20 protein-coding genes and 2 tRNA genes are annotated in these 21,686 nt (G+C 66.0%); 13 read left to right on the top strand and 9 right to left on the bottom strand.

All coding sequences use genetic code 11. The annotated features are described in order from the left end of the window. The first annotated feature begins 2 nt into the window (after positions 1-2). The 4 genes from C8J26_RS01425 to C8J26_RS01440 all read left to right on the top strand — a co-directional run bounded on the left by C8J26_RS01425 (position 3) and on the right by C8J26_RS01440 (position 3,671). Positions 3-1,121: a M14 family metallopeptidase gene (locus C8J26_RS01425; protein ID WP_107957010.1), complete on the top strand. Its 1,119-nt coding sequence runs from the start codon at positions 3-5 to the stop codon at positions 1,119-1,121. A gap of 150 nt (positions 1,122-1,271) precedes the next feature. Further along, on the top strand, positions 1,272-1,958 hold the full coding sequence (gene gpmA, locus C8J26_RS01430; RefSeq protein ID WP_107956436.1) for a 2,3-diphosphoglycerate-dependent phosphoglycerate mutase: 687 nt from the start codon (positions 1,272-1,274) through the stop codon (positions 1,956-1,958). A 178-nt stretch (positions 1,959-2,136) separates the two neighbouring features. Continuing rightward, a complete protein-coding gene (gene purE, locus C8J26_RS01435; RefSeq protein WP_107956437.1) occupies positions 2,137-2,592 on the top strand; it encodes a 5-(carboxyamino)imidazole ribonucleotide mutase in 456 nt (151 codons plus the stop codon). A gap of 11 nt (positions 2,593-2,603) precedes the next feature. Beyond that, positions 2,604-3,671 carry a 5-(carboxyamino)imidazole ribonucleotide synthase gene (locus tag C8J26_RS01440; RefSeq protein WP_107957011.1) on the top strand — a complete coding sequence of 356 codons (1,068 nt, stop codon included), beginning with the start codon at positions 2,604-2,606 and terminating at the stop codon, positions 3,669-3,671. 261 nt (positions 3,672-3,932) lie between these two features. On the opposite strand, the gene C8J26_RS01445 is transcribed toward C8J26_RS01440, so the two are convergent. Further along, a tRNA-Ser gene (locus C8J26_RS01445) sits at positions 3,933-4,025 on the bottom strand. 236 nt (positions 4,026-4,261) lie between these two features. Here C8J26_RS01445 and C8J26_RS01450 point away from each other — a divergent pair. Then, positions 4,262-5,020, top strand: a complete 759-nt coding sequence (locus C8J26_RS01450) for a DUF1134 domain-containing protein (protein ID WP_107956438.1) — start codon at positions 4,262-4,264, stop codon at positions 5,018-5,020. Positions 5,021-5,428: 408 nt separating this feature from the next. On the opposite strand, the gene C8J26_RS20330 is transcribed toward C8J26_RS01450, so the two are convergent. The 5 genes from C8J26_RS20330 to C8J26_RS01470 form a co-directional block, all read right to left on the bottom strand. After that, positions 5,429-5,578, bottom strand: a complete 150-nt coding sequence (locus C8J26_RS20330) for a hypothetical protein (RefSeq protein ID WP_167398758.1) — start codon at positions 5,576-5,578, stop codon at positions 5,429-5,431. 70 nt (positions 5,579-5,648) lie between these two features. Further along, positions 5,649-6,482, bottom strand: coding sequence for a type 1 glutamine amidotransferase (locus tag C8J26_RS01455; protein ID WP_107956439.1), 834 nt, complete (start codon positions 6,480-6,482; stop codon positions 5,649-5,651). A 93-nt stretch (positions 6,483-6,575) separates the two neighbouring features. Continuing rightward, a complete protein-coding gene (locus tag C8J26_RS01460) occupies positions 6,576-6,761 on the bottom strand; it encodes a hypothetical protein (protein WP_146168755.1) in 186 nt (61 codons plus the stop codon). Beyond that, a complete protein-coding gene (locus C8J26_RS01465; protein WP_056418978.1) occupies positions 6,758-6,994 on the bottom strand; it encodes a YozE family protein in 237 nt (78 codons plus the stop codon). The genes C8J26_RS01460 and C8J26_RS01465 overlap by 4 nt, the downstream gene beginning before the upstream one ends. Positions 6,995-7,318: 324 nt before the next feature. Continuing rightward, positions 7,319-7,405 (bottom strand) — tRNA-Leu (locus C8J26_RS01470). Between the two features lie 113 nt (positions 7,406-7,518). On the opposite strand from C8J26_RS01470, the gene C8J26_RS01475 reads away from it, so the two are divergent. The 7 genes from C8J26_RS01475 to C8J26_RS01505 all read left to right on the top strand — a co-directional run bounded on the left by C8J26_RS01475 (position 7,519) and on the right by C8J26_RS01505 (position 17,355). Next, positions 7,519-8,481 carry a complex I NDUFA9 subunit family protein gene (locus C8J26_RS01475; RefSeq protein ID WP_107956441.1) on the top strand — a complete coding sequence of 321 codons (963 nt, stop codon included), beginning with the start codon at positions 7,519-7,521 and terminating at the stop codon, positions 8,479-8,481. A gap of 37 nt (positions 8,482-8,518) precedes the next feature. Then, positions 8,519-9,328: an undecaprenyl-diphosphate phosphatase gene (locus tag C8J26_RS01480; protein WP_107956442.1), complete on the top strand. Its 810-nt coding sequence runs from the start codon at positions 8,519-8,521 to the stop codon at positions 9,326-9,328. 151 nt (positions 9,329-9,479) lie between these two features. Beyond that, the gene (locus tag C8J26_RS01485; RefSeq protein WP_056418968.1) at positions 9,480-10,922 is read left to right on the top strand and encodes an NAD(P)-dependent oxidoreductase; all 1,443 of its coding nucleotides are present in this window, start codon (positions 9,480-9,482) and stop codon (positions 10,920-10,922) included. Next, positions 10,919-11,500, top strand: coding sequence for a DUF2059 domain-containing protein (locus C8J26_RS01490; RefSeq protein WP_107956443.1), 582 nt, complete (start codon positions 10,919-10,921; stop codon positions 11,498-11,500). Before C8J26_RS01485 ends, C8J26_RS01490 begins: the two co-directional genes overlap by 4 nt. Before the next feature lie 2 nt (positions 11,501-11,502). After that, entirely contained in the window at positions 11,503-16,017 is a 4,515-nt protein-coding gene (gene gltB, locus C8J26_RS01495) for a glutamate synthase large subunit (protein ID WP_107956444.1), read from the top strand. A gap of 317 nt (positions 16,018-16,334) precedes the next feature. Further along, complete coding sequence (locus C8J26_RS01500; protein ID WP_056418961.1) at positions 16,335-17,009, top strand: glutathione S-transferase family protein; 675 nt, start codon at positions 16,335-16,337, stop codon at positions 17,007-17,009. A gap of 1 nt (position 17,010) precedes the next feature. Further along, positions 17,011-17,355 (top strand): tRNA-binding protein, encoded by a 345-nt coding sequence (locus C8J26_RS01505; protein ID WP_107956445.1) that lies wholly within the window; start codon positions 17,011-17,013, stop codon positions 17,353-17,355. A 44-nt stretch (positions 17,356-17,399) separates the two neighbouring features. On the opposite strand, the gene C8J26_RS01510 is transcribed toward C8J26_RS01505, so the two are convergent. Next, the gene (locus C8J26_RS01510; protein ID WP_107956446.1) at positions 17,400-18,074 is read right to left on the bottom strand and encodes a YiaD family glycine zipper/OmpA-like lipoprotein; all 675 of its coding nucleotides are present in this window, start codon (positions 18,072-18,074) and stop codon (positions 17,400-17,402) included. 196 nt (positions 18,075-18,270) lie between these two features. Here C8J26_RS01510 and C8J26_RS01515 point away from each other — a divergent pair, with 196 nt between their 5' ends. Beyond that, complete coding sequence (locus tag C8J26_RS01515; RefSeq protein ID WP_107956447.1) at positions 18,271-19,572, top strand: hemolysin family protein; 1,302 nt, start codon at positions 18,271-18,273, stop codon at positions 19,570-19,572. A gap of 101 nt (positions 19,573-19,673) precedes the next feature. Here C8J26_RS01515 and C8J26_RS01520 read toward each other — a convergent pair whose 3' ends face one another. Together C8J26_RS01520 and C8J26_RS01525 are read right to left on the bottom strand one after the other, a co-directional pair. Then, complete coding sequence (locus C8J26_RS01520) at positions 19,674-20,786, bottom strand: MlaA family lipoprotein (RefSeq protein ID WP_244185112.1); 1,113 nt, start codon at positions 20,784-20,786, stop codon at positions 19,674-19,676. A 135-nt stretch (positions 20,787-20,921) separates the two neighbouring features. Then, entirely contained in the window at positions 20,922-21,674 is a 753-nt protein-coding gene (locus C8J26_RS01525) for a hypothetical protein (protein WP_107956448.1), read from the bottom strand. Between the last annotated feature and the right edge of the window lie 12 nt (positions 21,675-21,686).

The raw sequence follows: 21,686 nt of genomic DNA on the forward strand, positions 1-21,686 counted from the left end.
CCATGAACCCGACCATCAACGCCGCTTTCGATGGCGGCAACATTCGCGTTGTCGCCATCGACGGAGACCGAATCGATCTGGAGATCGTCACGGACCACCAGTCCGACTTTTTCCAGTGGTTCTATTTCCGGGTGGCGGGGGCGGCCGGACGGACGCTGACCTACCGCATCCTCAATGCTGGCAAGTCGGCCTATCCGTTCGGTTGGCCGGGCTACAAGACGCGCGCCAGCACCGATCGGCAGGCGTGGCGGATGATCGAGACTCGCTATGAGGGCGGCGTTCTCGAGTTCGACTTCACCGCGGATAGCGATCTCGTCTGGTTCGCCTATTTCGCGCCGTACACGATGGAGATGCACGAAGCGCTGGTGGCACGCACCGCGTTGCTGCCGGGCGTAGCGCACCGCGAACTCGGCCAATCGCTCGACGGGCAGGCGATCGACTGCTTTACGATCGGGTCGGGGCCCAAACAGGTCTGGATCTATGGTCGCCAGCATCCCGGCGAATCGATGACCGAATGGTGGATGGAAGGCGCGCTCGAGCGGCTGACCGACTCGGCCGATCCGATCACCGCCGACCTGCTGGCAAAGGCGACCTTCAACGTCGTCCCCAACATGAACCCCGACGGCACGCGGCGCGGTCATCTGCGCACCAACGCGGTCGGCGTGAACCTCAATCGCGAATGGCACACGCCCAGCCTCGAGAAGAGCCCCGAAGTCCTGTGCGTGCGCAACGCGATGGACCTGACCGGTGTCGACGTCGCGATGGACATACATGGCGACGAGGCGATCCCGGCGAACTTCATCGCAGGCTATGAGGGCATTCCGTCCTGGACCGACGCGCACGGCGAGAAATTCTACGACTACGGCCGGCGTCTCGCGGCGCACACACCCGATTTCCAGACCGAGAAGGGCTATCCCAAGTCCGCACCCGGCACGGCCAACCTGTCGATGTCGACCAACCAGCTTGCCGAGCGTTTCGGCGCGGTATCGATGACGCTTGAGATGCCGTTCAAGGATCACGACGCGAACCCCGATGCCGAGTATGGCTGGTCGCCTGAGCGGTCGAAGCAGCTTGCGCACGCGATGCTCGAGACGCTCGCCGACATGATCGACGAGATTTGACGTTCGCGCGCCCGTCGTCCTGACGAAAGTCAGGATCCAGGGTAACCGACCGCTGGCCCTCTTGGCTCTGGATCCTGACTTTCGTCAGGATGACGGATAGGGGGCAATCGCCGCATTATCGTTTCATCCTCCCATGTCGCAGGAGCCCGCATGCCGACCCTCGTCCTGATCCGCCACGGCCAGTCCACCTGGAACCTCGAAAACCGTTTCACCGGCTGGTGGGACGTCGACATGACCGCCAAGGGCGAGGCCGAGGCCAAGGCCGCGGGCGAGCTGATGGCCGCCAAGGGGCTCGACTTCGACCAGACCTTCGTCAGCCTCCAGACGCGCGCGATCAAGACGCTCAACATCGCGCTCGAGGCGATGGGGCGGCTTTGGCTCCCGGTCGAGAAGGACTGGCGCCTGAACGAGCGGCATTATGGCGGCCTGACCGGGCTCGACAAGGCCGAGACCGCGGCCAAGCATGGCGACGCGCAGGTCCATATCTGGCGCCGCAGCTTCGACGTCCCGCCGCCCGTGCTGGAGGATGGCAGCGAATTCGACCTGTCGAAGGACCGGCGCTACGACGGCATCGCGATTCCCCAGACCGAAAGCCTCAAGGACACCATCGCACGCGTCCTGCCTTATTGGGACGCACGCATCGCTCCCGCGCTTAAGGACGGGCAGCGCGTCCTGATCTCCGCGCACGGCAACTCGCTCCGCGCGCTGGTGAAGCATCTGTCGAACATTCCCGACGACGAGATTACGAGCCTCGAAATTCCGACCGGCCAGCCGATCGTCTATGAACTCGACGCCGATCTCAACGCGACCGATCGCTATTACCTGAGCGAGCGCTGAGCCACCCATAGCCCGTCATCCTGACGAAGGTCAGGATCCAGAGCCAAAGGCGTCGGCGTCCGTGGCTCTGGATCCTGGATCGAGCCCAGGATGACCGGTAGTTGCCCTAGCCCCCTCCCGTCGCTAGGCACGGCGCTCCTTGGATCAGGGGACGATCGTGGCTCTAGTCGGCATCATCATGGGCAGCACCTCCGATTGGGAGACGATGCGCCACGCTGCCGAGGCGCTCGACACGCTCGGCGTCGCATACGAGACCAAGGTCGTCTCCGCGCATCGTACCCCGCAACGCCTTTACGACTATGCGACGACCGCCGCCGACCGCGGGCTCAAGGTCATCATAGCGGGCGCGGGCGGCGCGGCGCATCTGCCCGGAATGGCGGCGTCGATGACGCATCTCCCCGTGCTCGGCGTGCCCGTCGAATCGAAGGCACTCAAGGGCATGGATAGCCTGTTGTCGATCGCGCAGATGCCCGGCGGCATCCCGGTCGGCACGCTGGCGATCGGCAAGCCCGGCGCGATCAACGCAGGCCTGCTCGCCGCTGCGATCCTCGCGACGTCGGACGATGCGCTCGCCACCCGCCTCAAGGCGTGGCGCACCGCACAGACCGACGCCGTCGCCACCGACCCCGCCTGAAGGACCAGAGCATGACGCCGCTTCCCCCCGGATCGACCATCGGCATCCTCGGTGGCGGCCAGCTCGGCCGCATGCTCGCCACTGCCGCGGCACAGCTCGGCTATCACACGCACGTCCTCGCCCCCGACCAGGAGAGCGTCGCGGCGCAGTCTGCCTCGACGATGACGCGCGCCGACTATCACAACCGCATCGTGCTGGCCGACTTCGCCGACGCCTGCGACGTCGTGACCTACGAGTTCGAGAATATCGACGTCGAGCCGGTCGAATGGCTCGCCGACCGGGTCCCTGTGCACCCGAGCCCGCGCGCGCTGCGCGTCGCGCAGGAGCGGATCGGCGAGAAGCGCTTCGTCGAGAGCGTCGGCGGGCGTCCGGCGCCTTGGGCGGCGGTCGACAGCCTCGAAAGCCTGCGGGCAGGGCTGGCGGCGGTCGGCACCCCCGCCGTGCTCAAGACCGCGCGGTTCGGCTATGACGGCAAGGGGCAGGTCAAGATCGAGACGCCCGACGCCGCGCAGGCGGCTTGGGACGCGATCGGTGGCCCCGCGGTGCTCGAGGCGTTCGTACCGTTCGAGCATGAATTCTCGATTCTGATCGCGCGCGGTCTCGATGGCAGCGTCGCGCGGTACGATGCGCCGCTCAACGTCCACCGCGACGCGATCCTGCGCCATTCGACGGTCCCCGCGCCCGCCGCCGTGCTGGCACAGGCCGGCGAGGCCACAGCGCTCGCCGAACGGATCGCCGCCGAACTCGATTATGTCGGCGTGCTGGCGTGCGAGTTCTTCGTCGGCGCCGACGGTCCGGTGTTCAACGAAATGGCCCCGCGCGTCCATAATTCGGGCCATTGGACGATCGAGGGCGCCGAATGCTCGCAATTCGAAAACCACATCCGCGCGATCTGCGGCCTGCCGCTGGGCACGACGACGCTGACGGCGGGCGCGGTGGCGATGGAAAACCTGATCGGCGACGACGCGGATCGCTGGGCGGATCTGCTCGCAGAGTCCGGCGCCCACCTCCATCTCTACGGCAAGGGTACGGCACGACCGGGCCGAAAGATGGGCCACGTCACGCGCGTCGTCCGCTGAGGCTGGTCGGGGTCGCCGACCGTTTCACGAAGGCAGCGACGTCGCGCATCGAAGCGCATGCCTACTCCGGGGCAGCGGACGCGCCAGATCGGCGGCGACGCACGAGTCCTGCTCTTACGTCAAGTTGAGTGAGGGGCGGCAGTATCGCGCTTTCATCGGCAAAGCCGACTAGTTCCGGGCAACCATTGCTTCGCTACCAACGCTCGCTCTTCGTGATCGAGCTCGCATCGTATCAGGGACGCTGGATTTCGTGGCAGATATTGGCGGAGACGGAGGGATTCGAACCCTCGGTACCAGTAAACCCGGTACGGCGGTTTAGCAAACCGCTGGTTTCAGCCACTCACCCACGTCTCCGGTTGCAGCAGATGCGAGCCTATAGCGAGGGTCGGCGTAGGGAGCAACGGCTGTAATGATGTCCCGCGCGAATTGCATCGGACCAGCCAGGGGCGAACTGCAAAGTCGGGAAATCGGTCGCTCGTCCCGAATTTACCCGAATTCGACATGCAAACCCCGCTCGTTCATAGCGCGGTAACGTGAACGTCGGTTACTCTACCGGCGGCAGGGTGCCTTGGTAGTGGGGATCGATCGACATGCGTAGCGTCTGGCTTGGCCTGGGTGCCCTAGCGGCAGCCATTTGCGGGGGGGGCGCATCGGCGCAGGTCCGTACGATCGACCCCAATCAGGCGATCGACGGCGATATTTCCGCGCAGGCTTATTCGACGCCGCCGCGCGCACAGGCGTCGACCCAGCCATCGCGACCAGCCTATCCGCAAACAGCTGTCCAGTCGGAGCCCGTCCCTGCGCCGCCGCCTCCGGCAAGTCCGCAGGCGCCGGAAACACGCGCCGAGGCGACGATGCAGGCCGCGGATACCTATGAGCGTGACGATCTGCTCGCGGCGGGCGAAGGCGTCTTCGGCAAGGGCGCGGCCGGACTTGGCGGGCTGCTCGAAAAGATCCTCAAGGATCAGGGACAACCCAATGCCTATATCGCGGGCCGCGAGGCATCGGGGGCGTTCATCCTGGGCGTACGCTATGGGTCGGGCATCATGAGCCACAAGGTCGAGGGCCAGCAGCCGGTCTACTGGACCGGGCCTTCGGTAGGCTTCGACGTCGGCGGCGACGCGAACAAGGTCTTCGTGCTGGTCTACAATCTTTACGACACCGAGGAGCTCTACAAGCGCTTCCCTGCGGTCGAGGGGCGGCTTTATCTCGTGGGGGGCTTCGCTGCGACGTACCTGCGCCGTGGCAATGTCGTGCTGATCCCGATTCGCCTCGGCGTCGGCTGGCGCGCCGGCGTGAACGTCGGGTACATGAACCTCACGCATAAGAGCCGCTGGCTGCCGTTCTGAACCTGCCCTGCGGTTCGTAAGACGAAGCCGTTCTGACGCCCGAGTACGGGGCGGTGCCTGTCCCGGCTGCGCTGGACAAGGGCTGTAAAGGCCGGAAATCTTGGGCGGACGGGTTGGCCGGGGCGCATCGTCCACGGTTCGACGCGTCCCGTCCAACCCGGCAAACAGGATCGACGCTGCGCCACGATCGACCCTCGAGCTCTAGGCGCTGGCATCCGGCGGCGTTGCCCGCGTTCACACCCTCCGACGCTCCGTCATGGAAGAGTTCTTCCAAGTCGCCCGGCCGTATGATTGGGTCGGGCAACCGGGGGTCGCGACAGGCGGTGACGAAATCGTCATGGTCGGGATGTCCCGGCACGAAGGCAGCCTTTTGGACGTATTCGGCCGGCCCGAACGTGCCCCAGTTCGTCACACTGCCAAAATAGACGTGGCTTGCGCCAATCTGGCGGGCAGATCGACAGCGTCGCCCATCTCACGGTAATTGCCGGCCTGGACGGCGAACGTGTTCATGAAATCGTCGATCAGGCCGTCTGCAAGCAAGGCCGCTGCAAACTTCAAATTCTGCTCCATGACCGGCCAGCGGGCGCCGCGGCGAAGGCTTGCGTCGCGGCAGTAGCGGCGGGGGTGATCAGCATTTGGCGAGGTGCTCGAGGAAATTCTTCAGTTCAAGCCTACGGCATTCTTCCTCCGCAAACCGATGGTCTATCCCCAGCGCCCAAAGTGCCGTCGTTCGGCCTGCGTCGTGCTGCAACACATCAAGCTGGTCGGCGCGGCGTTCGACATCGTCCACGGTCTCCGCCAGCCCGGCATCGACGATATCCGACGCCTGACGGCGCAGCGCCACCGCAATCTCGCCCGGCGCCAGTTCCGGATGATACTGAACACCCCAGAAGACGCCGCCATCATGGCGTATCTCGACGGCCTGCACTTCGCTGACCGCGTTGCTCGCCAGCAGCGTTGCGTCGGCCGGCAGCGTTTCGACCTCGTCGCCGTGGATCGCAGGAGCGTCCCAGCATGGCCCTCGTCCTCTCAGGAGCGGGTGGCTGCGGCCTTCTTCGGTAGGGGCGATGCGGCGCGAAATGCCGGCCTCCATCCGCTCCATCTTGCGCACGGTTCCGCCAGCGGCAGCGACCGCGAGTTGCAGCCCGGCACATGATCCAAACGATGGCGTCCCGGACGCAAGGACGCTCGCCATGAACGCCAATTGACGACGAACCTCGGGGCTGTCCTGGTAGACATGTAGCGGGGCACCGGTGACGAACACGGCATCGTATCGCGCGAGATCGGCGAGCGTGAGTTGCGTCGCATCGGCATCCGCCGGAGCAACGATCGTGATGTCAGCCCCTGGCCGCAACTGGCCGAGCGTCGCAGCGTAGGTTTCGCCCGCGCTTTTGCCGGCATGCTGGCGACGCTCGTCGCGTTCGGTTGCGGTCTCGCTCTCGGCTACCAGGAATTTGGGCAATGGACATCCTTACGGGTCGGGCTAGCTTGAACGCGCGGCACGACGCATGTCTTCGCACTTGCCGTAAATATCTGCGGGACTCCGCCACCGGCGTCAGTGCTTCGTGCGGCTGGCATCGGCCACGGCGTTCAGGCAGTCGGCTAACACCTCCCATTGCCGGAATTGCTCGGGCTGCCCTGACGGCGTCTTCTGCATACCGGACGCCACGATCTGGCAGGCGCCCCTTTGTCCATGGTCCGCCATCAGCGCGAAGGCCTGCTTCCAGGCGTCCTGCATCACGCGGACAACCAGTCGGACTCGGCGTCGTCGACGGCAGCGAACATGTCGCCTTCGGCCTGCATGGCACTGAGGTGCTTGCGCACGGCCTCGGGGTCCCCGTTGCGTGGGAAACGGCGATCGGCGGCTGCTCCGATCGCAAGCTGACCGACAAGGTCGCTCCGGTCCTTCTGCGTGACAAGCCACTGCCCGAACGCGGGCTTCGGCTCCTGCTGCTCGTCGTCGTGATCGGTCATTCTCGCGTCCTCGATTCGGTCATCTCCAATCGCATCAGGCGCGCGTTCTTGCAATGTTCTTCTCGGGCCTAATTTGCGGCACGCCACGACCGGTGACGTGTAGAAATGCAGTATGATCTGCGGCTGTGAGCGAGGGGAGGGGGTCGCTACCGTATGACGCCAACGAGCGCTTCACAGCTGGCCCATCTGCTGTCTGACGACAAACGGTGATAACGCGGAGTACGCTTGCATGTGCGCGATGCAACACCGCTGCATTATGCGACATCGGTCGCTAGATGCCGTGCTGCCAAACTGCGTCTGTACTCTCCAAACCCAATTGGAAAGTGGTGCCCGGAAGAGGACTCGAACCTCCACGACCTTGCGATCGCCAGCACCTGAAGCTGGTGCGTCTACCAATTCCGCCATCCGGGCACGGGGTAGGAGGGCGCCTCTAGTGGAGGGTGCGGATGCTTGTCAACACGCCTCTTGCTGGGGCAAGGGGTTATTCGCGAATGAGCAGGCAAACTAAAGTGGACGGACGGGCGATGAACGACAAACTGGTGACGTTGATCGGGGGCGGCGGTTTCGTCGGCCGCTATGTCGCGCAGGCGCTGCTGGCGACGGGCGCACGCGTCCGCATCGCGCAGCGCGATCCGCGGCAGGCGTTTTTCTTGAAGCCGCTCGGCGGGCTCGGCCAGACTCAGTTCGTCGGTGCCGACGTTACCAAGCCCGAGACGATCGCGCATGCGGTCAGGGGCTCGGACGTGGTCGTGAACCTGGTCGGCGTGCTCGCAGGGGATTTCCAGCGCGTGCAGGCGCTGGGAGCACAGACCGTCGCGCAGGCCGCGGCCAAGGCGGGTGTCGGCGCGCTGGTGCATGTCTCGGCGATCGGGGCGGATCCGGAGTCCGCCTCGGCCTATGGCAAGTCGAAGGGGCAGGGCGAGGCGGCGGTGCTGGACGCGTTCCCGACCGCGACGATCCTGCGGCCCTCGATCGTGTTCGGTCAGGAAGACCAGTTCGTGAACCGCTTTGCCGGGATGATCGCCAAGGCGCCGGTCGTCCCCGTGCTCCGCGCAGGGGCGAAGTTCCAGCCGGTGTTCGTCGGCAACGTCGCTGATGCGATCGTTGCGGCGGCGGCGGCGCCCGAGGCGTTCGGCGGGCAGACGCTCGAGCTCGGCGGACCCGACATCATCACGATGGGCAATCTGATCCGCTGGATCGCCAGCACGATCGGTCGCACGCCGTCGATCATCGAGCTTCCCGATTTTGCGGGCGCGCTGATCGCCAGAGCAGGGTTCCTGCCGGGCGCCCCGATCACCAAGGACCAGTGGGCGATGCTGCAGAGCGATAATGTCGTCACCGGCGTCGATGGCCTAGCCGCGCTGGGGATCGACGCGACGCCGCTGTCCACGGTCGCGCCGGGGTGGCTGGTGCGGTTCCGCAAGGCTGGACGGTTCGGTCGGCGCGCCGAAACGCATGCGGAAGTCCACGCAGGTGGATCGAACTAGGCTAAGCCTGCCCTAACCCACCGCGCCGGAGCCTTGCTTGACCGAACTTCTGACCGTCATCCTCCTCGGCATCGTCGAGGGGATCACCGAATTCCTGCCCGTCTCCTCGACGGGCCACCTGATCCTCGCCACACGGCTGCTTGGCTATGATGCCGGGCGCTGGGAGGTGTTCAACGTCGTGATCCAGCTGGGGGCGATCCTGGCGATCGTCGTGCTGTACTGGCGCACCTTCTGGGCGGTCGGCATGGGCCTGTTCCGCCGCGAGCCGAAATCCTGGTTGTTTCTGCGCAACCTGGTGGTGGCGTTCATTCCCGCTGCGGTGATCGGGCTGGCGCTCCACAAATATATCGAGGCGCTGCTCGGCAATGCCGAGGTCGTGACGATCGCGCTGGTCGTCGGCGGCTTTGCGATCCTCGCGGTCGAGCGGTTTGCGCCGCGCAGCGACATCAGTGGCGTCGCCGACATTCCGCTGAAGACGGTGATCGGCATCGGCTTCCTCCAGTGCCTCGCGATGATCCCGGGCGTCAGCCGTTCGGGGGCGACGATCCTCGGCGCGCTGGCGTTGGGCGTCGAGCGGCGCACCGCGGCGGAGTTCAGCTTCTTTCTCGCGATCCCGACGATGCTTGGCGCGAGCGCGCTCGAGCTGCTCAAGAACCGCGATGCGATCGCGAGCGGCGGCGGGGTTGGGCTGGGCGCGATCGCGATCGGCGCCGCCGTATCGTTCATCGTTGCGTTGCTGGTGGTGAAGTGGTTCGTCGGCATCGTCACGAAGCATGGTTTCGTGCCGTTCGCGCTCTACCGCGTCGTCGCCGGCTCGGCCGCGCTGATCTGGTTGCTGAGCAAGTAAGTCCGATGCGGAACTAATAACGTTAATCGGAGAGGATTGGTCGGAAACGACGCGGATTTCATCCGATTTTATGGCAGCTAGGCTGACGCAAGCGCGTTTTTAGCAGTGACAAGCCCCTGACAGCGCAATAACGCAGCTGTCGGAGGCATGTATGGCGAACGATTCGATGCTAAAGTTTGTCGGGAGGGAGCAATCCTACCCGGCGAAGCGCACCGCGGACGAGCGGCAGGAGGATTTCCGCGAGATCGCGCAGCGATACGCGGTCGAGCCCGCCGAGGAACAGGCCGGGCGCTGCTCGCAGTGCGGCGTGCCCTATTGCTCGGTCCATTGCCCGTTGCACAACCATATCCCCGACTGGCTGCGGCTTACCGCCGAAGGCCGATTGCGCGAGGCGTATGAGCTGAGCAACGCGACCTCGACCATGCCGGAGATTTGCGGGCGCATCTGCCCGCAGGACCGGCTGTGCGAAGGCAATTGCGTCATCGAATTCACGGGGCACGGCGCCGTTACCATCGGCTCCGTCGAGAAGTTCATCACCGATACCGCTTGGGAAAATGGCTGGGTCGAGCCGCTCGTCCCCGGCAAGTCGCGTGGCCAGTCGGTCGGCGTGATCGGGGCGGGCCCGGCGGGTCTCACCGCGGCGGAATATCTGCGCGGGCACGGCTATGACGTTCATGTCTATGACCGCTACGATCGTGCGGGCGGGTTGCTCACTTATGGCATCCCCGGCTTCAAGCTCGAAAAGCCTATCGTCATGCGCCGCGTCGAGCGGCTGAAGGCGGCGGGCATCGTCTTCCACGAGGGCTTCGCGGTCGGCCATGACGCGAGCCTCGACGATCTGCGCCAGCGCCACGACGCGATCCTGGTCGCGACCGGCGTGTACAAGGCGCGCGCGATGGACCTGCCTGGCGGCGGGTCGAACGGCGTGGTCGCCGCGCTCGACTTCCTCGTCGCGTCGAACCGCAAGGGTTTCGGCGACGCGGTCCCCGCGTTCGACGACGGCAGCCTCAATGCCGAGGGCAAGGACGTCGTCGTGATCGGCGGCGGCGATACCGCGATGGACTGCGTGCGCACCGCGATTCGCCAGGGCGCGAAGTCGGTGAAGTGCCTTTACCGCCGCGACCGCGCGAACATGCCCGGATCGCAGCGCGAGGTCGCCAATGCCGAGGAGGAGGGCGTCGAGTTCGTCTGGCTGTCGGGACCGCAGAGCTTCGACGGCGGTGACACCGTGTCGAGCGTCAAGGTGCGGAAAATGCGGCTCGGCGCGCCCGACGCGAGCGGTCGCCGTGCGCCCGAGCCCGATCCCGCCGGTGACTATTCGGTCGACGCGGACCTAGTGATCAAGGCGCTCGGCTTCGACGCCGAGGATCTGCCGACGCTGTTCGCGACGCCCGAGCTTGGGGTCAGCCGCTGGGGGACTGTCCTGGTCGATGGCAAGACGCTGATGACCTCGCTCGACGGCGTGTTCGCGGCGGGCGATATCGTTCGCGGGGCGAGCCTGGTGGTTTGGGCGATCCGCGACGGCCGCGACGTGGCGGCGACGATGCACAAGTGGCTTAAGACCAAGGCTGCAAACGCGAAGGTCGCGGCATGAGGCACGCGTTTCTCGGGGTGGCGTTGCTGGCGGGCGCAGTCGCGCCGTCTGCGGCGCATGCGCAGGGATCGGCTGCTGCCGTCGCGGCCCCCGATCCTGCTCGCCTCGCTGCGGCGCGCGAACTGATCGACGTCCTGATGCCGCCCGAATCACGAGCGCGGATGATCGAGGGCATGATCGCGCCGATGCTGGGCAATCTTCAGCAGGGCATGGCGCAGAGCCCGATGTTCAGTAGCGCGATGGCGCAAGATCCGCAGATGCAGACTCAGTTTGCCGCCTTCATGGACCGGCAGCAGACGCGCACGATGACGCTGATGCGCGACGGATTGCCGAGCATGGTCGACGCGATGGCGCGCGCCTATGCGCGCCGCTTCGATGTCGCCCAATGCCGTGACATCAAGGCGTTCTTCGCGACGCCGAGCGGCCGCGCATACATGCAGCAATCGCTGACGATCATGGCCGACCCCGATGTCGCTGCCTGGCAGCGGTCTATGATGGAATCCTCGATGGCGCACATGCAGGCCGATGTCGCCGAATTCGCCAAGCAGGCTGCCACGCCCGAGCAAAAGAAGAAGTGACGATGACCGATTTCACCACCGATCAACGCGCCCGTCTCGCCGAAGAGGGCATGTACCGCCCCGAGTTCGAAGGCGATGCGTGCGGCGTCGGGCTCGTCGCCGCCACCGATGGCCGCGCGTCGCGGCGCGTGGTGCAATCGGCGGTCGATGCGCTGAAAGCGGTCTGGCATCGCGGCGCGGTCGATGCGGACGGCAAGACGGGCGACGGCGCCGGGCTGCATATCGACCTGCCGCTGCGCTTCTTCGACGATGCGGTTGCCGCGTCGGGGCACAAGGTGCGGCCGAACCGGCTCGCGGTCGGCATGATCTTCTTGCCGCGTACCGACCTGGGCGCGCAGGAGGATTGCCGGACGATCGTCGAGAGCGCGATCATCGAGGCGGGCTATACCATCTATGGCTGGCGCCAGGTGCCCGTCGACGTGTCGGTGATCGGCCAGAAGGCGCAGGCGACGCGCCCCGAGATCGAGCAGATCATGATCGCCGGGCCGCTGCCCGACGAGCAGGACGCCGCCGAATTCGAAAAGACGCTCTATCTGGTCCGCCGCAGGATCGAGAAGCGCGTGATCGCGGCGCAGATCCAGGGCTTCTACATCTGTTCGCTGTCGTGCCGGTCGATCATCTACAAGGGGCTGTTCCTCGCCGAATCGCTGTCGGTATTCTACCCCGATCTGTGCGACCAGCGGTTCGAATCGCGCGTCGCAATCTTCCATCAGCGCTATTCGACCAACACCTTCCCGCAATGGTGGCTGGCGCAACCCTTCCGTTGCCTCGCGCATAACGGCGAGATCAACACGATCCGCGGCAACAAGAACTGGATGCTCAGCCACGAGATCCGGATGGCGAGCCTCGCGTTCGGCGACAATTCGGAGGACATCAAGCCGGTGATCCCCGCCGGCGCGTCCGATACCGCGGCGCTCGACGCGGTATTCGAGGCGATCTGCCGCTCGGGCCGCGATGCGCCGACCGCCAAGCTGATGCTGGTGCCCGAGGCCGCGGCGCCCGACATGCCGGCCGGGCATACCGCGATGTACCAGTATCTCGCCTCCGTCATGGAGCCGTGGGACGGCCCCGCCGCGCTGGCGATGACCGATGGCCGCTGGGCGGTCGCCGGGATGGACCGCAACGCGCTGCGTCCGCTGCGCTATACGCTGACGTCGGACGGTCTGCTGATCGTCGGGTCGGAGAGCGGGATGGTCGTGGTCCCGGAATCGACGATCGTCGCGAAGGGCCGGCTGGGGCCGGGCGAGATGATCGCGGTCGATCTCGACGAGGGCGTGCTGTTGCAGGACCGCGCGGTCAAGGATCGCATTTCGGGCGAGGCGGATTACGCCGCAATGATCGGGGAATTCCACACGCTCGCTGACCTCCCCTCGGTCGAGGACGCGATCGTGCGCTACGACCGCGCCGAGCTCGCACGCCGTCAGATTGCCGCGGGACAGACGATGGAGGACATGGAGCTGATCCTGTCGCCGATGGTCGAATCCGCCAAGGAAGCGATCGGATCGATGGGCGACGACACGCCGCTTGCCGTGATCTCGGACAAGCCGCGGCTCATCAGCCAGTTCTTCCGCCAGAATTTCAGCCAGGTGACCAACCCGCCGATCGATCCGTTGCGCGAGCGTCACGTGATGTCGCTCAAGACGCGGTTCGGCAACCTCGCCAACATCCTCGACGTCCGCGACCAGCGCGAGCGCGTGCTGGTGCTCGATTCGCCGGTGCTGACAGGCGAGCATTGGTCGCGGCTGAAGGCGCATTTCGGCAGCGCGGTCGCTGAGATCGACTGCACGTTCGAAGTCGGCGGCGGCCCCGAGAAGCTGCGCGCAGCGATCCAGCGGATTCGCAACGAGGCCGAACAGGCGGTGCGGCAGGGCAAGAGCGAGATCTTCCTCACCGACGAGGCGATCAGCGAAGACCGCGTCGGCATCGCCGGCGTGCTCGCGGTGGCCGCCGTCCACACGCATCTCGTCCGTCGCGGCCTGCGCTCCTACGCGTCGATCAACGTGCGGACCGCGGAATGCCTCGACACGCATTATTATGCGGTGCTGATCGGCGTCGGTGCGACCACCGTGAACGCGTATCTCGCCGAGGCCGCGATCGTCGATCGCCAGTCGCGCGGGCTGTTCGGCGAGCTCGACCTCGCCGAATGCCTGCGTCGCCACCGCGTCGCGGTCGAGGAGGGGCTGCTCAAGATCATGTCCAAAATGGGCATCGCGGTGATCTCGTCCTACCGCGGCGGCTACAATTTCGAAGCGGTCGGCCTATCGCGCAGCCTGGTCAACGACCTGTTCCCCGGCATGCCCGCCAAGATCAGCGGCGAGGGCTACAAGTCGCTCCACGTCAACGCGACCGACCGCCACGAAGCGGCGTTCGATCCGGCCGTGGCGACGCTGCCGATCGGCGGCTTCTATCGCCAGCGCCACACCGGCGAGACGCACGCCTATTCGGCGCAGCTGATGCATCTGCTCCAGACCGCGGTCGCGACCGACAGCTATACGAGCTACCTGCAATTCTCGCGCGGCGTGTCCGACCTGCCGCCGGTGTACCTGCGCGACCTGCTCCAGTTCAACTTCCCCGCGGAAGGCGTTCCGGTCGACCAGGTCGAGGCGATCACCGAGATCCGCAAGCGCTTCGTGACGCCGGGCATGTCGCTCGGCGCGCTGAGCCCGGAGGCGCACGAGACGCTCGCGATCGCGATGAACCGGATCGGCGCGAAGGCGGTGTCGGGCGAGGGCGGCGAGGATAAAGCGCGCTTCGTGCCGTACGCGAACGGCGACAATGCCAACTCGACGATCAAGCAGATCGCGAGCGGGCGGTTCGGCGTCACCGCCGAATATCTGAACGCGTGCGAGGAGATCGAGGTCAAGGTCGCACAGGGCGCCAAGCCCGGCGAGGGCGGCCAGCTGCCCGGCTTCAAGGTGACCGAGTTCATCGCCAAGCTGCGCCATGCGACGCCCGGCGTGACGCTGATCTCGCCGCCGCCGCACCACGACATCTACTCGATCGAAGATCTGGCGCAGCTGATCTACGACCTGAAGCAGATCAACCCACGCGCGCGCGTCTGCGTGAAGCTCGTCTCGTCGGCGGGGATTGGCACGGTCGCGGCGGGGGTGGCGAAGGCGCATGCCGATGTGATCCTGATCGCGGGGCATGTTGGTGGCACCGGTGCGTCGCCACAGACCTCGATCAAATATGCCGGCACGCCGTGGGAGATGGGGCTGTCGGAGGTCAACCAGGTGCTGACGCTCAACGGCCTGCGCGGTCGCGTGCGGCTGCGCACCGACGGTGGGCTTAAGACCGGGCGCGACATCGTGATCGCGGCGATCCTTGGTGCCGAGGAATACGGCATCGGCACGCTGAGCCTCGTCGCGATGGGCTGCATCATGGTGCGCCAGTGCCATTCGAACACGTGTCCGGTCGGGATCTGCACGCAGAACGACGCGCTGCGGCAGAAGTTCGTGGGGACGCCCGAGAAGGTGATCAACCTGATGACCTTCATCGCCGAGGAGGTGCGCGACATCCTGGCGCGGCTGGGCGTGAAGAGCCTCGACGACGTGATCGGCCGCACCGAACTGCTGCGCCAGGTGAGCCGCGGGGCGGAGCATCTCGACGATCTCGATCTCAACCCGATCCTGGCGAAGGTCGATGCCGACGATTCGCAGCGGCGGTTCTCGCTGTCGACCTGGCGCAACGCGGTGCCCGACAGCCTGGATGCGCAGATCATCAAGGATGCCGCCGCGGTGTTCTCGCGCGGCGAGAAGATGCAGCTGACCTATTCGGTGCGCAATACGCACCGCGCGGTGGGAACTCGGCTGTCGAGCGAGATCACACGGAAGTTCGGAATGTCGACGCTCGCCGACGATCACGTCACGATCCGGTTGCGCGGCTCCGCGGGCCAGTCGCTCGGTGCGTTCCTGTGCAAGGGGATCACGCTCGAGGTGTTCGGTGACTCGAACGACTATGTCGGCAAGGGTCTGTCGGGCGGCACGATCATCGTCCGGCCCGCGGTGAGTTCGCCGCTGGCCAGCCAGGACAACACGATCATCGGCAACACCGTGCTCTACGGCGCGACAAGCGGTCGGCTGTTCGCGGCGGGGCAGGCGGGCGAGCGGTTCGCGGTGCGCAATTCGGGCGCGATGGTCGTCGTCGAGGGCTGCGGTGCGAACGGGTGCGAATATATGACCGGCGGCATCGCGGTGGTGTTGGGCAAGGTCGGCGCGAATTTCGGCGCGGGGATGACCGGCGGGATGGCGTTCATCTACGATCCCGACGGCACGTTCGAAACGCGGGCGAACCCGGAGAACATCACCTGGGACCGGGTGCGGTCGCTCCACTGGGCCGACGTGCTGCTCGACCTCGTGCGCGACCATGCTGATACGACCGACAGCGAATGGTCGAAGGGCCTGCTCGAGGACTGGGACCGCGTGGCGCCGTATTTCTGGCAGATCGTGCCGAAGGAAATGCTGACGCGGCTAAGCCATCCGCTCGACGACAGCGCGGAGTTGGTCGCGGCGGAGTAAGCCAAACCCACACACCACCCCGGCAAAGGCCAGGGCCCAATTGGCAAGGCCACAGTTGCGGAGCGCTATCCTCCGGTAGCGACGTCCCCCAATTGGGCCCCGGCCTTCGCCGGGGGGAGTAGGAGGGGTCCCGCGGAGACGCGGAGGCGCGGAGCTAGATACTGCCTCTCTTTTCCCGTGATCGGTTCTGAAAGAGCTTCGCGTGCTGCGAACGCACCACCTCCGCGTCTCCGCGCCTCCGCGTGAACCAAATCTTCTTACCCACCGCCCAACCGGCGCTAGTGACACACCCGCCCCCCACCGCCTAAACGATAGGCATGTGGCAGCTTTATCAATTCCCCCTGTGTCCCTTCTCGCGAAAGGTGCGCCTGCTGCTGGGCGAGAAGGGGGTCGGCTACGAACTCGTCCGCGAATCGCCGTGGGAACGCCGCGACGAGTTCATGGACATGAACCCCGCCGGCCAGACTCCGGTGATGGTCGACGCGTCGCGCGGCGTCGCGCCGCTGATCGATTCGATGGCGATCTGCGAATTCTTCGAGGAAACCGTCGAGAAGGCGGCGATGATCAACGGTACCGCGACCAATCGCGCGGAGATCCGCCGTCTGGTCACGTGGTTCGATACGCATTTCTATCGCGACGTGACCGGCCCGCTGCTCCACGAGCGGATGGTCAAGCGGCTCGCGCACCGCGCCGCGCCCGACGCAAAGGGCCTGCGCGAGGCGATGAAGGCCGCGGTCGGGCATCTCGATTATATGGATTATCTGCTCGATCACCGGAACTGGCTCGGTGGCGCGACGATGAGCCTCGCCGATCTGGCGGCGGCGGCGCAGATTTCGGTCACCGACTATCTCGGTGGGATCGACTGGAAGGGCCACGACCAGACCGCGCGCTGGTATCGCGGGTTCAAGAGCCGCCCGAGCTTCCGCCCGCTGCTGTCCGAACGGATGGAGCTGATCTCGCCGCCGGCGCATTACGACAACGTGGATTTCTGAGATGCCCACCGCTGAAATCGCCTTCCCCGACTTCGAGAAGGTCGACATCCGCGTCGGCACGATCGTCGAAGCCGAACCCTTTCCCGAGGCGCGCAAACCCGCCTTCAAGCTGCGGATCGATTTCGGCGACGCGATCGGCGTGAAGCGCTCGTCCGCGCAGATCACCGAGCATTATACGCCCGAGACATTGGTCGGTCGCCAGGTCGCGGCGGTGGTCAACTTCCCGCCGCGCCAGATCGGCCCGGTGCGCTCCGAGGTCCTGACGCTCGGCTTCCCCGACGCCGACGGCAAGGTGGTCCTGATCTCGCCGAGCGTGCCGGTCCCGAACGGCGGCAGATTATTCTAAAGGTTTATCCTCCCCTTTGCGGGGGAGGATAAGCCAGGCGCCTCTTACTGGCGCAGGTCGTTCTGCGTGATCGGGACGATCTTCACCTCGACGCGACGGTTTGCCGCGCGGCCGGCATCGGTGTCGTTCGATGCGATCGGCTGCGTCTTGCCGTAGCCGCGCGTGCCGATGCGGGCCGCCTGCACCCCGTGGCCCGACAGATAATCCGCGACAGAGCGTGCGCGGCGCTCCGACAGAGCCTGGTTATACTGGTCGCTGCCGGTCGAATCGGTGTGGCCGTACACGTCGACATAGGTCTGGTTGTACTGAGACAGCGTATCCGCGACCTGATCGAGCGTCCGCTGGAACTGCGGCTGCACGTTGGCACTGTCATAGGCGAAGGTGATGCCCGACGGGATGTTGAGCACCAGATCGTCGCCTTGGCGGATCACCTGCACGTCGGTGCCGGCGGTGCGTGCGCGCAGATCGCGCTCCTGCTTGTCCATGTACGCGCCGACGCCTGCCCCGGCGAGGCCGCCAATGCCCGCGCCCAACAGCTTTTCGGTACGATCATGGCGTCCGCCGACCACGTCGCCGAGCAGATAGCCACCAAGCGCACCGCCGATGCCGCCAAGCGCGGTCTTCGAAATCGTCTGGCGACCCGTCTCTGGATCGGTGGTGCACCCGCTGGTGGCGATCAGTGCGGCGAGTGCTGCGCCCGCGAACATCTTGGTTTTCATAGATAATCTCCCTGAGACACGACAAGTGACGGCTTCATGCCCGATACGGCCGATAACCCGGTGTCGCGACGATTGTTCCGCCTGCGCACTGAACCGAGCATGACCATAGTTCGCGTCCCCCTGTCGAGTATCCGCGACTCCCCGTGCAAGGGCGGTTGTGCGAACCGGCGTTGTCCTGCAAAGAGGCGCAGAGCCAATGGCACCGCTTCCCCCCTTCCCCTGGATCGACGTTGCGATCATCCTCGCGCTGGTCGCGTTGAACGGCGTATTCGCGATGAGCGAACTCGCGATCGTCTCCGCACGCAAGGCCCGGCTCGAGGCGATGGCGCGCGCTGGCAAGAAGGGTGCGCGCGCCGCGCTCGTGCTCGCCGCCGACCCCGGCAAGTTCCTGTCGACCGTCCAGATCGGCATCACGCTGATCGGCATCCTCGCCGGCGCCTATTCGGGATCGAGCCTGGGCATGCCGACTGCGGCGCGGTTGCAGGCGCTTGGCCTGTCCGCCTCGACCGCCGAGACCGCCGGGTTCGCGATCGTCATCGGCCTCACGACCTATGCATCGCTGATCATCGGCGAGCTGGTCCCCAAGCAGTTCGCGTTGCGCGCGCCAGAGGCGATCGCCTCGTTCATGGCGCCGGTGATGCGCTGGCTCGCGATCGGTACCGCGCCGATCGTGTGGGTGCTCGATTCGACCAGCGCGCTGATCTTCCGCCTGCTCCGCCTCAACCGCGAATCAGAGGAGCACGTCACCGCCGAGGAACTTCACCTGATCGTCGCCGAGGCTTCGAAGTCGGGTATCATCGAGGAGCATGAACGCTCGATCATCTCGGGCGTCGTGCGGCTAGCTGATCGCCCGGTCCGCGAGGTGATGACGCCGCGGACCGACATCGACTGGCTCGACTGCAACTGGGGCCCCGACGAGATCCGCGAGACGTTGCTCGCCTCGCAGCATACGCGGCTGCCGGTCGGCGATGGTTCGATCGACGCGGTCAAGGGCGTCGTCCAGGCGCGCGACATCGCCGCCGCGCTGTTCCGTGGCGATCCGCTCGACCTGCGCGCGCTGATGCGCAAGGCGCCGGTGGTAATCGACCAGATCGACGCGATGGACGCGCTGCTCGCGCTGCGGGAGGCCGAGGTGCCGATGGCGCTGATCCATGACGAATATGGGCATTTCGAGGGAATTGTGACGCCTGCCGACCTGCTCGCGGCGATCGCCGGCGAGTTCAAGTCGGACGCTGACCCCGACGACGCGCCCTCCGTCGTGGTGCGCGACGACGGGTCGCTGCTAGTGGCCGGCACGATGGCGGCGGATTCGCTCGCGGACCGGCTCGGCATCGACCTTCCCGAGGACCGCGACTACGCGACCGTCGCGGGACTCGCGCTGTCGGTCTTCCGCCACCTGCCAGGCGAGGGCGAAAGCTTTGTCGAGCAGGGCTGGAAGTTCGAAATCGTCGATCTCGATGGCCGCCGGATCGACAAGCTGCTGGTCAGCGAAGTCTGAGGCAGGCGTCTCCTGCGAAGGCAGGGGACGGGGCGGCGCAAGCGCCCACAACTCACACGAGCGCGAACGGCGACCGACCGGATTGGTGCCTTGACGCTCCTTTAGTCGGCCGTTGCGGGCACCGTGGCGGAGTTCTCGGTCGCCGGCGCATTGACCACAGGCGCCTCGGCTGCGGGGGTGCCCATAGCAGGGGTCTCTGGAACCGCCCGCGCACCCGGTTCCAGATCCTTCGGCACGAACGGCACGACGCTGGGCGGCGGCCCCGACATGCCCGCGGGATCGCCCTCGGCGCGGCCATGGAGATGGTCGATCTCCGCCTGGCGCCGGTTGAGATAGAAGGACCGGGTCGCCGCATAGGGATCGGGCGAATTGTCGTGCAGGTCCTTGAGTGTCTGGTCGAACTCGGACCGGTGGTCGAGCGCGCCGAGGATCCCTGCCGGGATCGTGTAGGTCGCGCTGGTAAATGGCTTGCCGATGCCGACCGGCAGGATCAGCCGATCGATCGCACCGCCGAACAGGTCGCGGATCGTGGTCGGGCCGACCAGCGGCAGGAACAGGAACGCGCCGTTCTTGACGCCGTAATAGCCCAGCGTGTTGGCAAACCCGTTCGAGCGGCGTGGCAGGTGGAACGGCTTGCGCTTGGCGATGTCGATCACGCCGACCGCGCCGATCGTGGAATTGATCGCGAACCGGCCGACCGTTTCTGCCGCCTTGCCCGGCTTGAACTGCAGCAGGAAGTTCAGGAAGACGATCGGCTCGCGCAGATTATAGAGGAAATTGTGGATGCCGCGCCGGATCGGGCTCGGCACGGTCTTCTTGTAGGTTCGCGCGACCGGGCCGATCACCGCGTCGTCGACCTTCTGCGTCACCGCAAACGACTCGGCATTGACGGCGCGCAGCGGATCGCCTGCGGTTTCCTTGCGTCCGGTAACGACGATATCGCGTCCGGTCGTCGGCGTGTTCAGCGGCGCCGGACCGACCGGCGGGATCGTCTGGGTCGGAACCCCCTGCGGCTCGAACGTCACCGCAGGAAGCGACGCGACCAGCGCCAAGGGTGAAACCGCCATCGACAGCGGCATCAGTACCGGCAGCGAAGCGCTATCGGGAAAATCCCCGGCAAACGGCGACGGCGTCGCACCAAGCCATGCGACCGGCGCTGCCGGTCCATGCACCGGCGTTGCGGTCAGCAGCATCGCGCTCATCATTGCCAGCATGTGCACTCATCACCCTGTCTAATGCCGGCCTCATACTTCGAGGTCCGCCGCCGCGTGGCATGCCCGTCGCCGCGAGCCCAGCATAGAGCCAATCGACATCCGTCGCGCATGACAACTGCCAAAGGTCGCCGGGGCTTACAGCTTCCCGAAGATCGCCTCGAAGCCGGCCTTGTCGCCGGCCGCGAGCAGGCGCGCCTGTTCGACCCAGCGATCGCGACCCATCCGCCCGGTGAAATTGCCAAGTTGTGCATCGATCGACTGCGCCTCGCTTTCGGACAAAGCGGCCATCTGGCCGACCGTCGTGACGCCGAGCGCGCCGAGTTGCGTGGCGACCTTGGGGCCGAGCCCCTTCAGCTGCGTGACCGGGCCATCGGCAAAGGCAGGTGCCGATACGGGGGTGGCAATCTTCGCAGGCGGCGCCGTGATTTCGGCGTGCGGCTGGGCAGTCGGAATGGTGGTCGGGCTGAGATCTGCCGGCAAGATCGGCGTCGTCGATTCGTCGGCGACCCGCGGTGGTGTTGGTGTGGCCTCAACAGGGGACGCGCGCTCGATCGGTGGCGGCGGTGATGCCGGCGCTGGAGCAACCGTCAGTGTCTGGGTCTGGGTCTGCTCGGCCTTGCGCTGCTCGACTGGTGTGGGGGCCGGGATTGTAGCACGCTGATCGTCCGAGTCGACGGGCGCGGGGGGGACGCCGGCTTCCTCGGCATTGGCGATCACGTCGCGCGACGCCTTCACCCTGCTGCGTTTCGCCTTGATGCCCCAGAGCAGCCCGATCACGACCAGGATGGCCACCACGGCGATGATCGTGAAGTGGATCGCGGTCAGCGTCGCAATGCCGTCGGGCAGCAGGCTGAGGCCCGAGGCGGAAGTCGCGGAAGTTTCGTTCATTCTCTATCAGTA

Source organism: Sphingomonas aurantiaca (assembly GCF_003050705.1).
GTDB lineage: Bacteria > Pseudomonadota > Alphaproteobacteria > Sphingomonadales > Sphingomonadaceae > Sphingomonas > Sphingomonas aurantiaca.

Bases quoted from the DNA above. Each gene is read 5' to 3' on its own strand.
- C8J26_RS01425 (WP_107957010.1), top strand. From the start codon at position 3: ATGAACCCGACCATCAACGCCGCTTTCGATGGCGGCAACATTCGCGTT.
- gpmA (WP_107956436.1), top strand. From the start codon at position 1,272: ATGCCGACCCTCGTCCTGATCCGCCACGGCCAGTCCACCTGGAACCTC.
- purE (WP_107956437.1), top strand. From the start codon at position 2,137: ATGGGCAGCACCTCCGATTGGGAGACGATGCGCCACGCTGCCGAGGCG.
- C8J26_RS01440 (WP_107957011.1), top strand. From the start codon at position 2,604: ATGACGCCGCTTCCCCCCGGATCGACCATCGGCATCCTCGGTGGCGGC.
- C8J26_RS01450 (WP_107956438.1), top strand. From the start codon at position 4,262: ATGCGTAGCGTCTGGCTTGGCCTGGGTGCCCTAGCGGCAGCCATTTGC.
- C8J26_RS01465 (WP_056418978.1), bottom strand. From the start codon at position 6,994: ATGACCGATCACGACGACGAGCAGCAGGAGCCGAAGCCCGCGTTCGGG.
- C8J26_RS01475 (WP_107956441.1), top strand. From the start codon at position 7,519: ATGAACGACAAACTGGTGACGTTGATCGGGGGCGGCGGTTTCGTCGGC.
- C8J26_RS01485 (WP_056418968.1), top strand. From the start codon at position 9,480: ATGGCGAACGATTCGATGCTAAAGTTTGTCGGGAGGGAGCAATCCTAC.
- C8J26_RS01490 (WP_107956443.1), top strand. From the start codon at position 10,919: ATGAGGCACGCGTTTCTCGGGGTGGCGTTGCTGGCGGGCGCAGTCGCG.
- gltB (WP_107956444.1), top strand. From the start codon at position 11,503: ATGACCGATTTCACCACCGATCAACGCGCCCGTCTCGCCGAAGAGGGC.
- C8J26_RS01500 (WP_056418961.1), top strand. From the start codon at position 16,335: ATGTGGCAGCTTTATCAATTCCCCCTGTGTCCCTTCTCGCGAAAGGTG.
- C8J26_RS01505 (WP_107956445.1), top strand. From the start codon at position 17,011: ATGCCCACCGCTGAAATCGCCTTCCCCGACTTCGAGAAGGTCGACATC.
- C8J26_RS01510 (WP_107956446.1), bottom strand. From the start codon at position 18,074: ATGAAAACCAAGATGTTCGCGGGCGCAGCACTCGCCGCACTGATCGCC.
- C8J26_RS01515 (WP_107956447.1), top strand. From the start codon at position 18,271: ATGGCACCGCTTCCCCCCTTCCCCTGGATCGACGTTGCGATCATCCTC.
- C8J26_RS01520 (WP_244185112.1), bottom strand. From the start codon at position 20,786: ATGCTGGCAATGATGAGCGCGATGCTGCTGACCGCAACGCCGGTGCAT.
- C8J26_RS01525 (WP_107956448.1), bottom strand. From the start codon at position 21,674: ATGAACGAAACTTCCGCGACTTCCGCCTCGGGCCTCAGCCTGCTGCCC.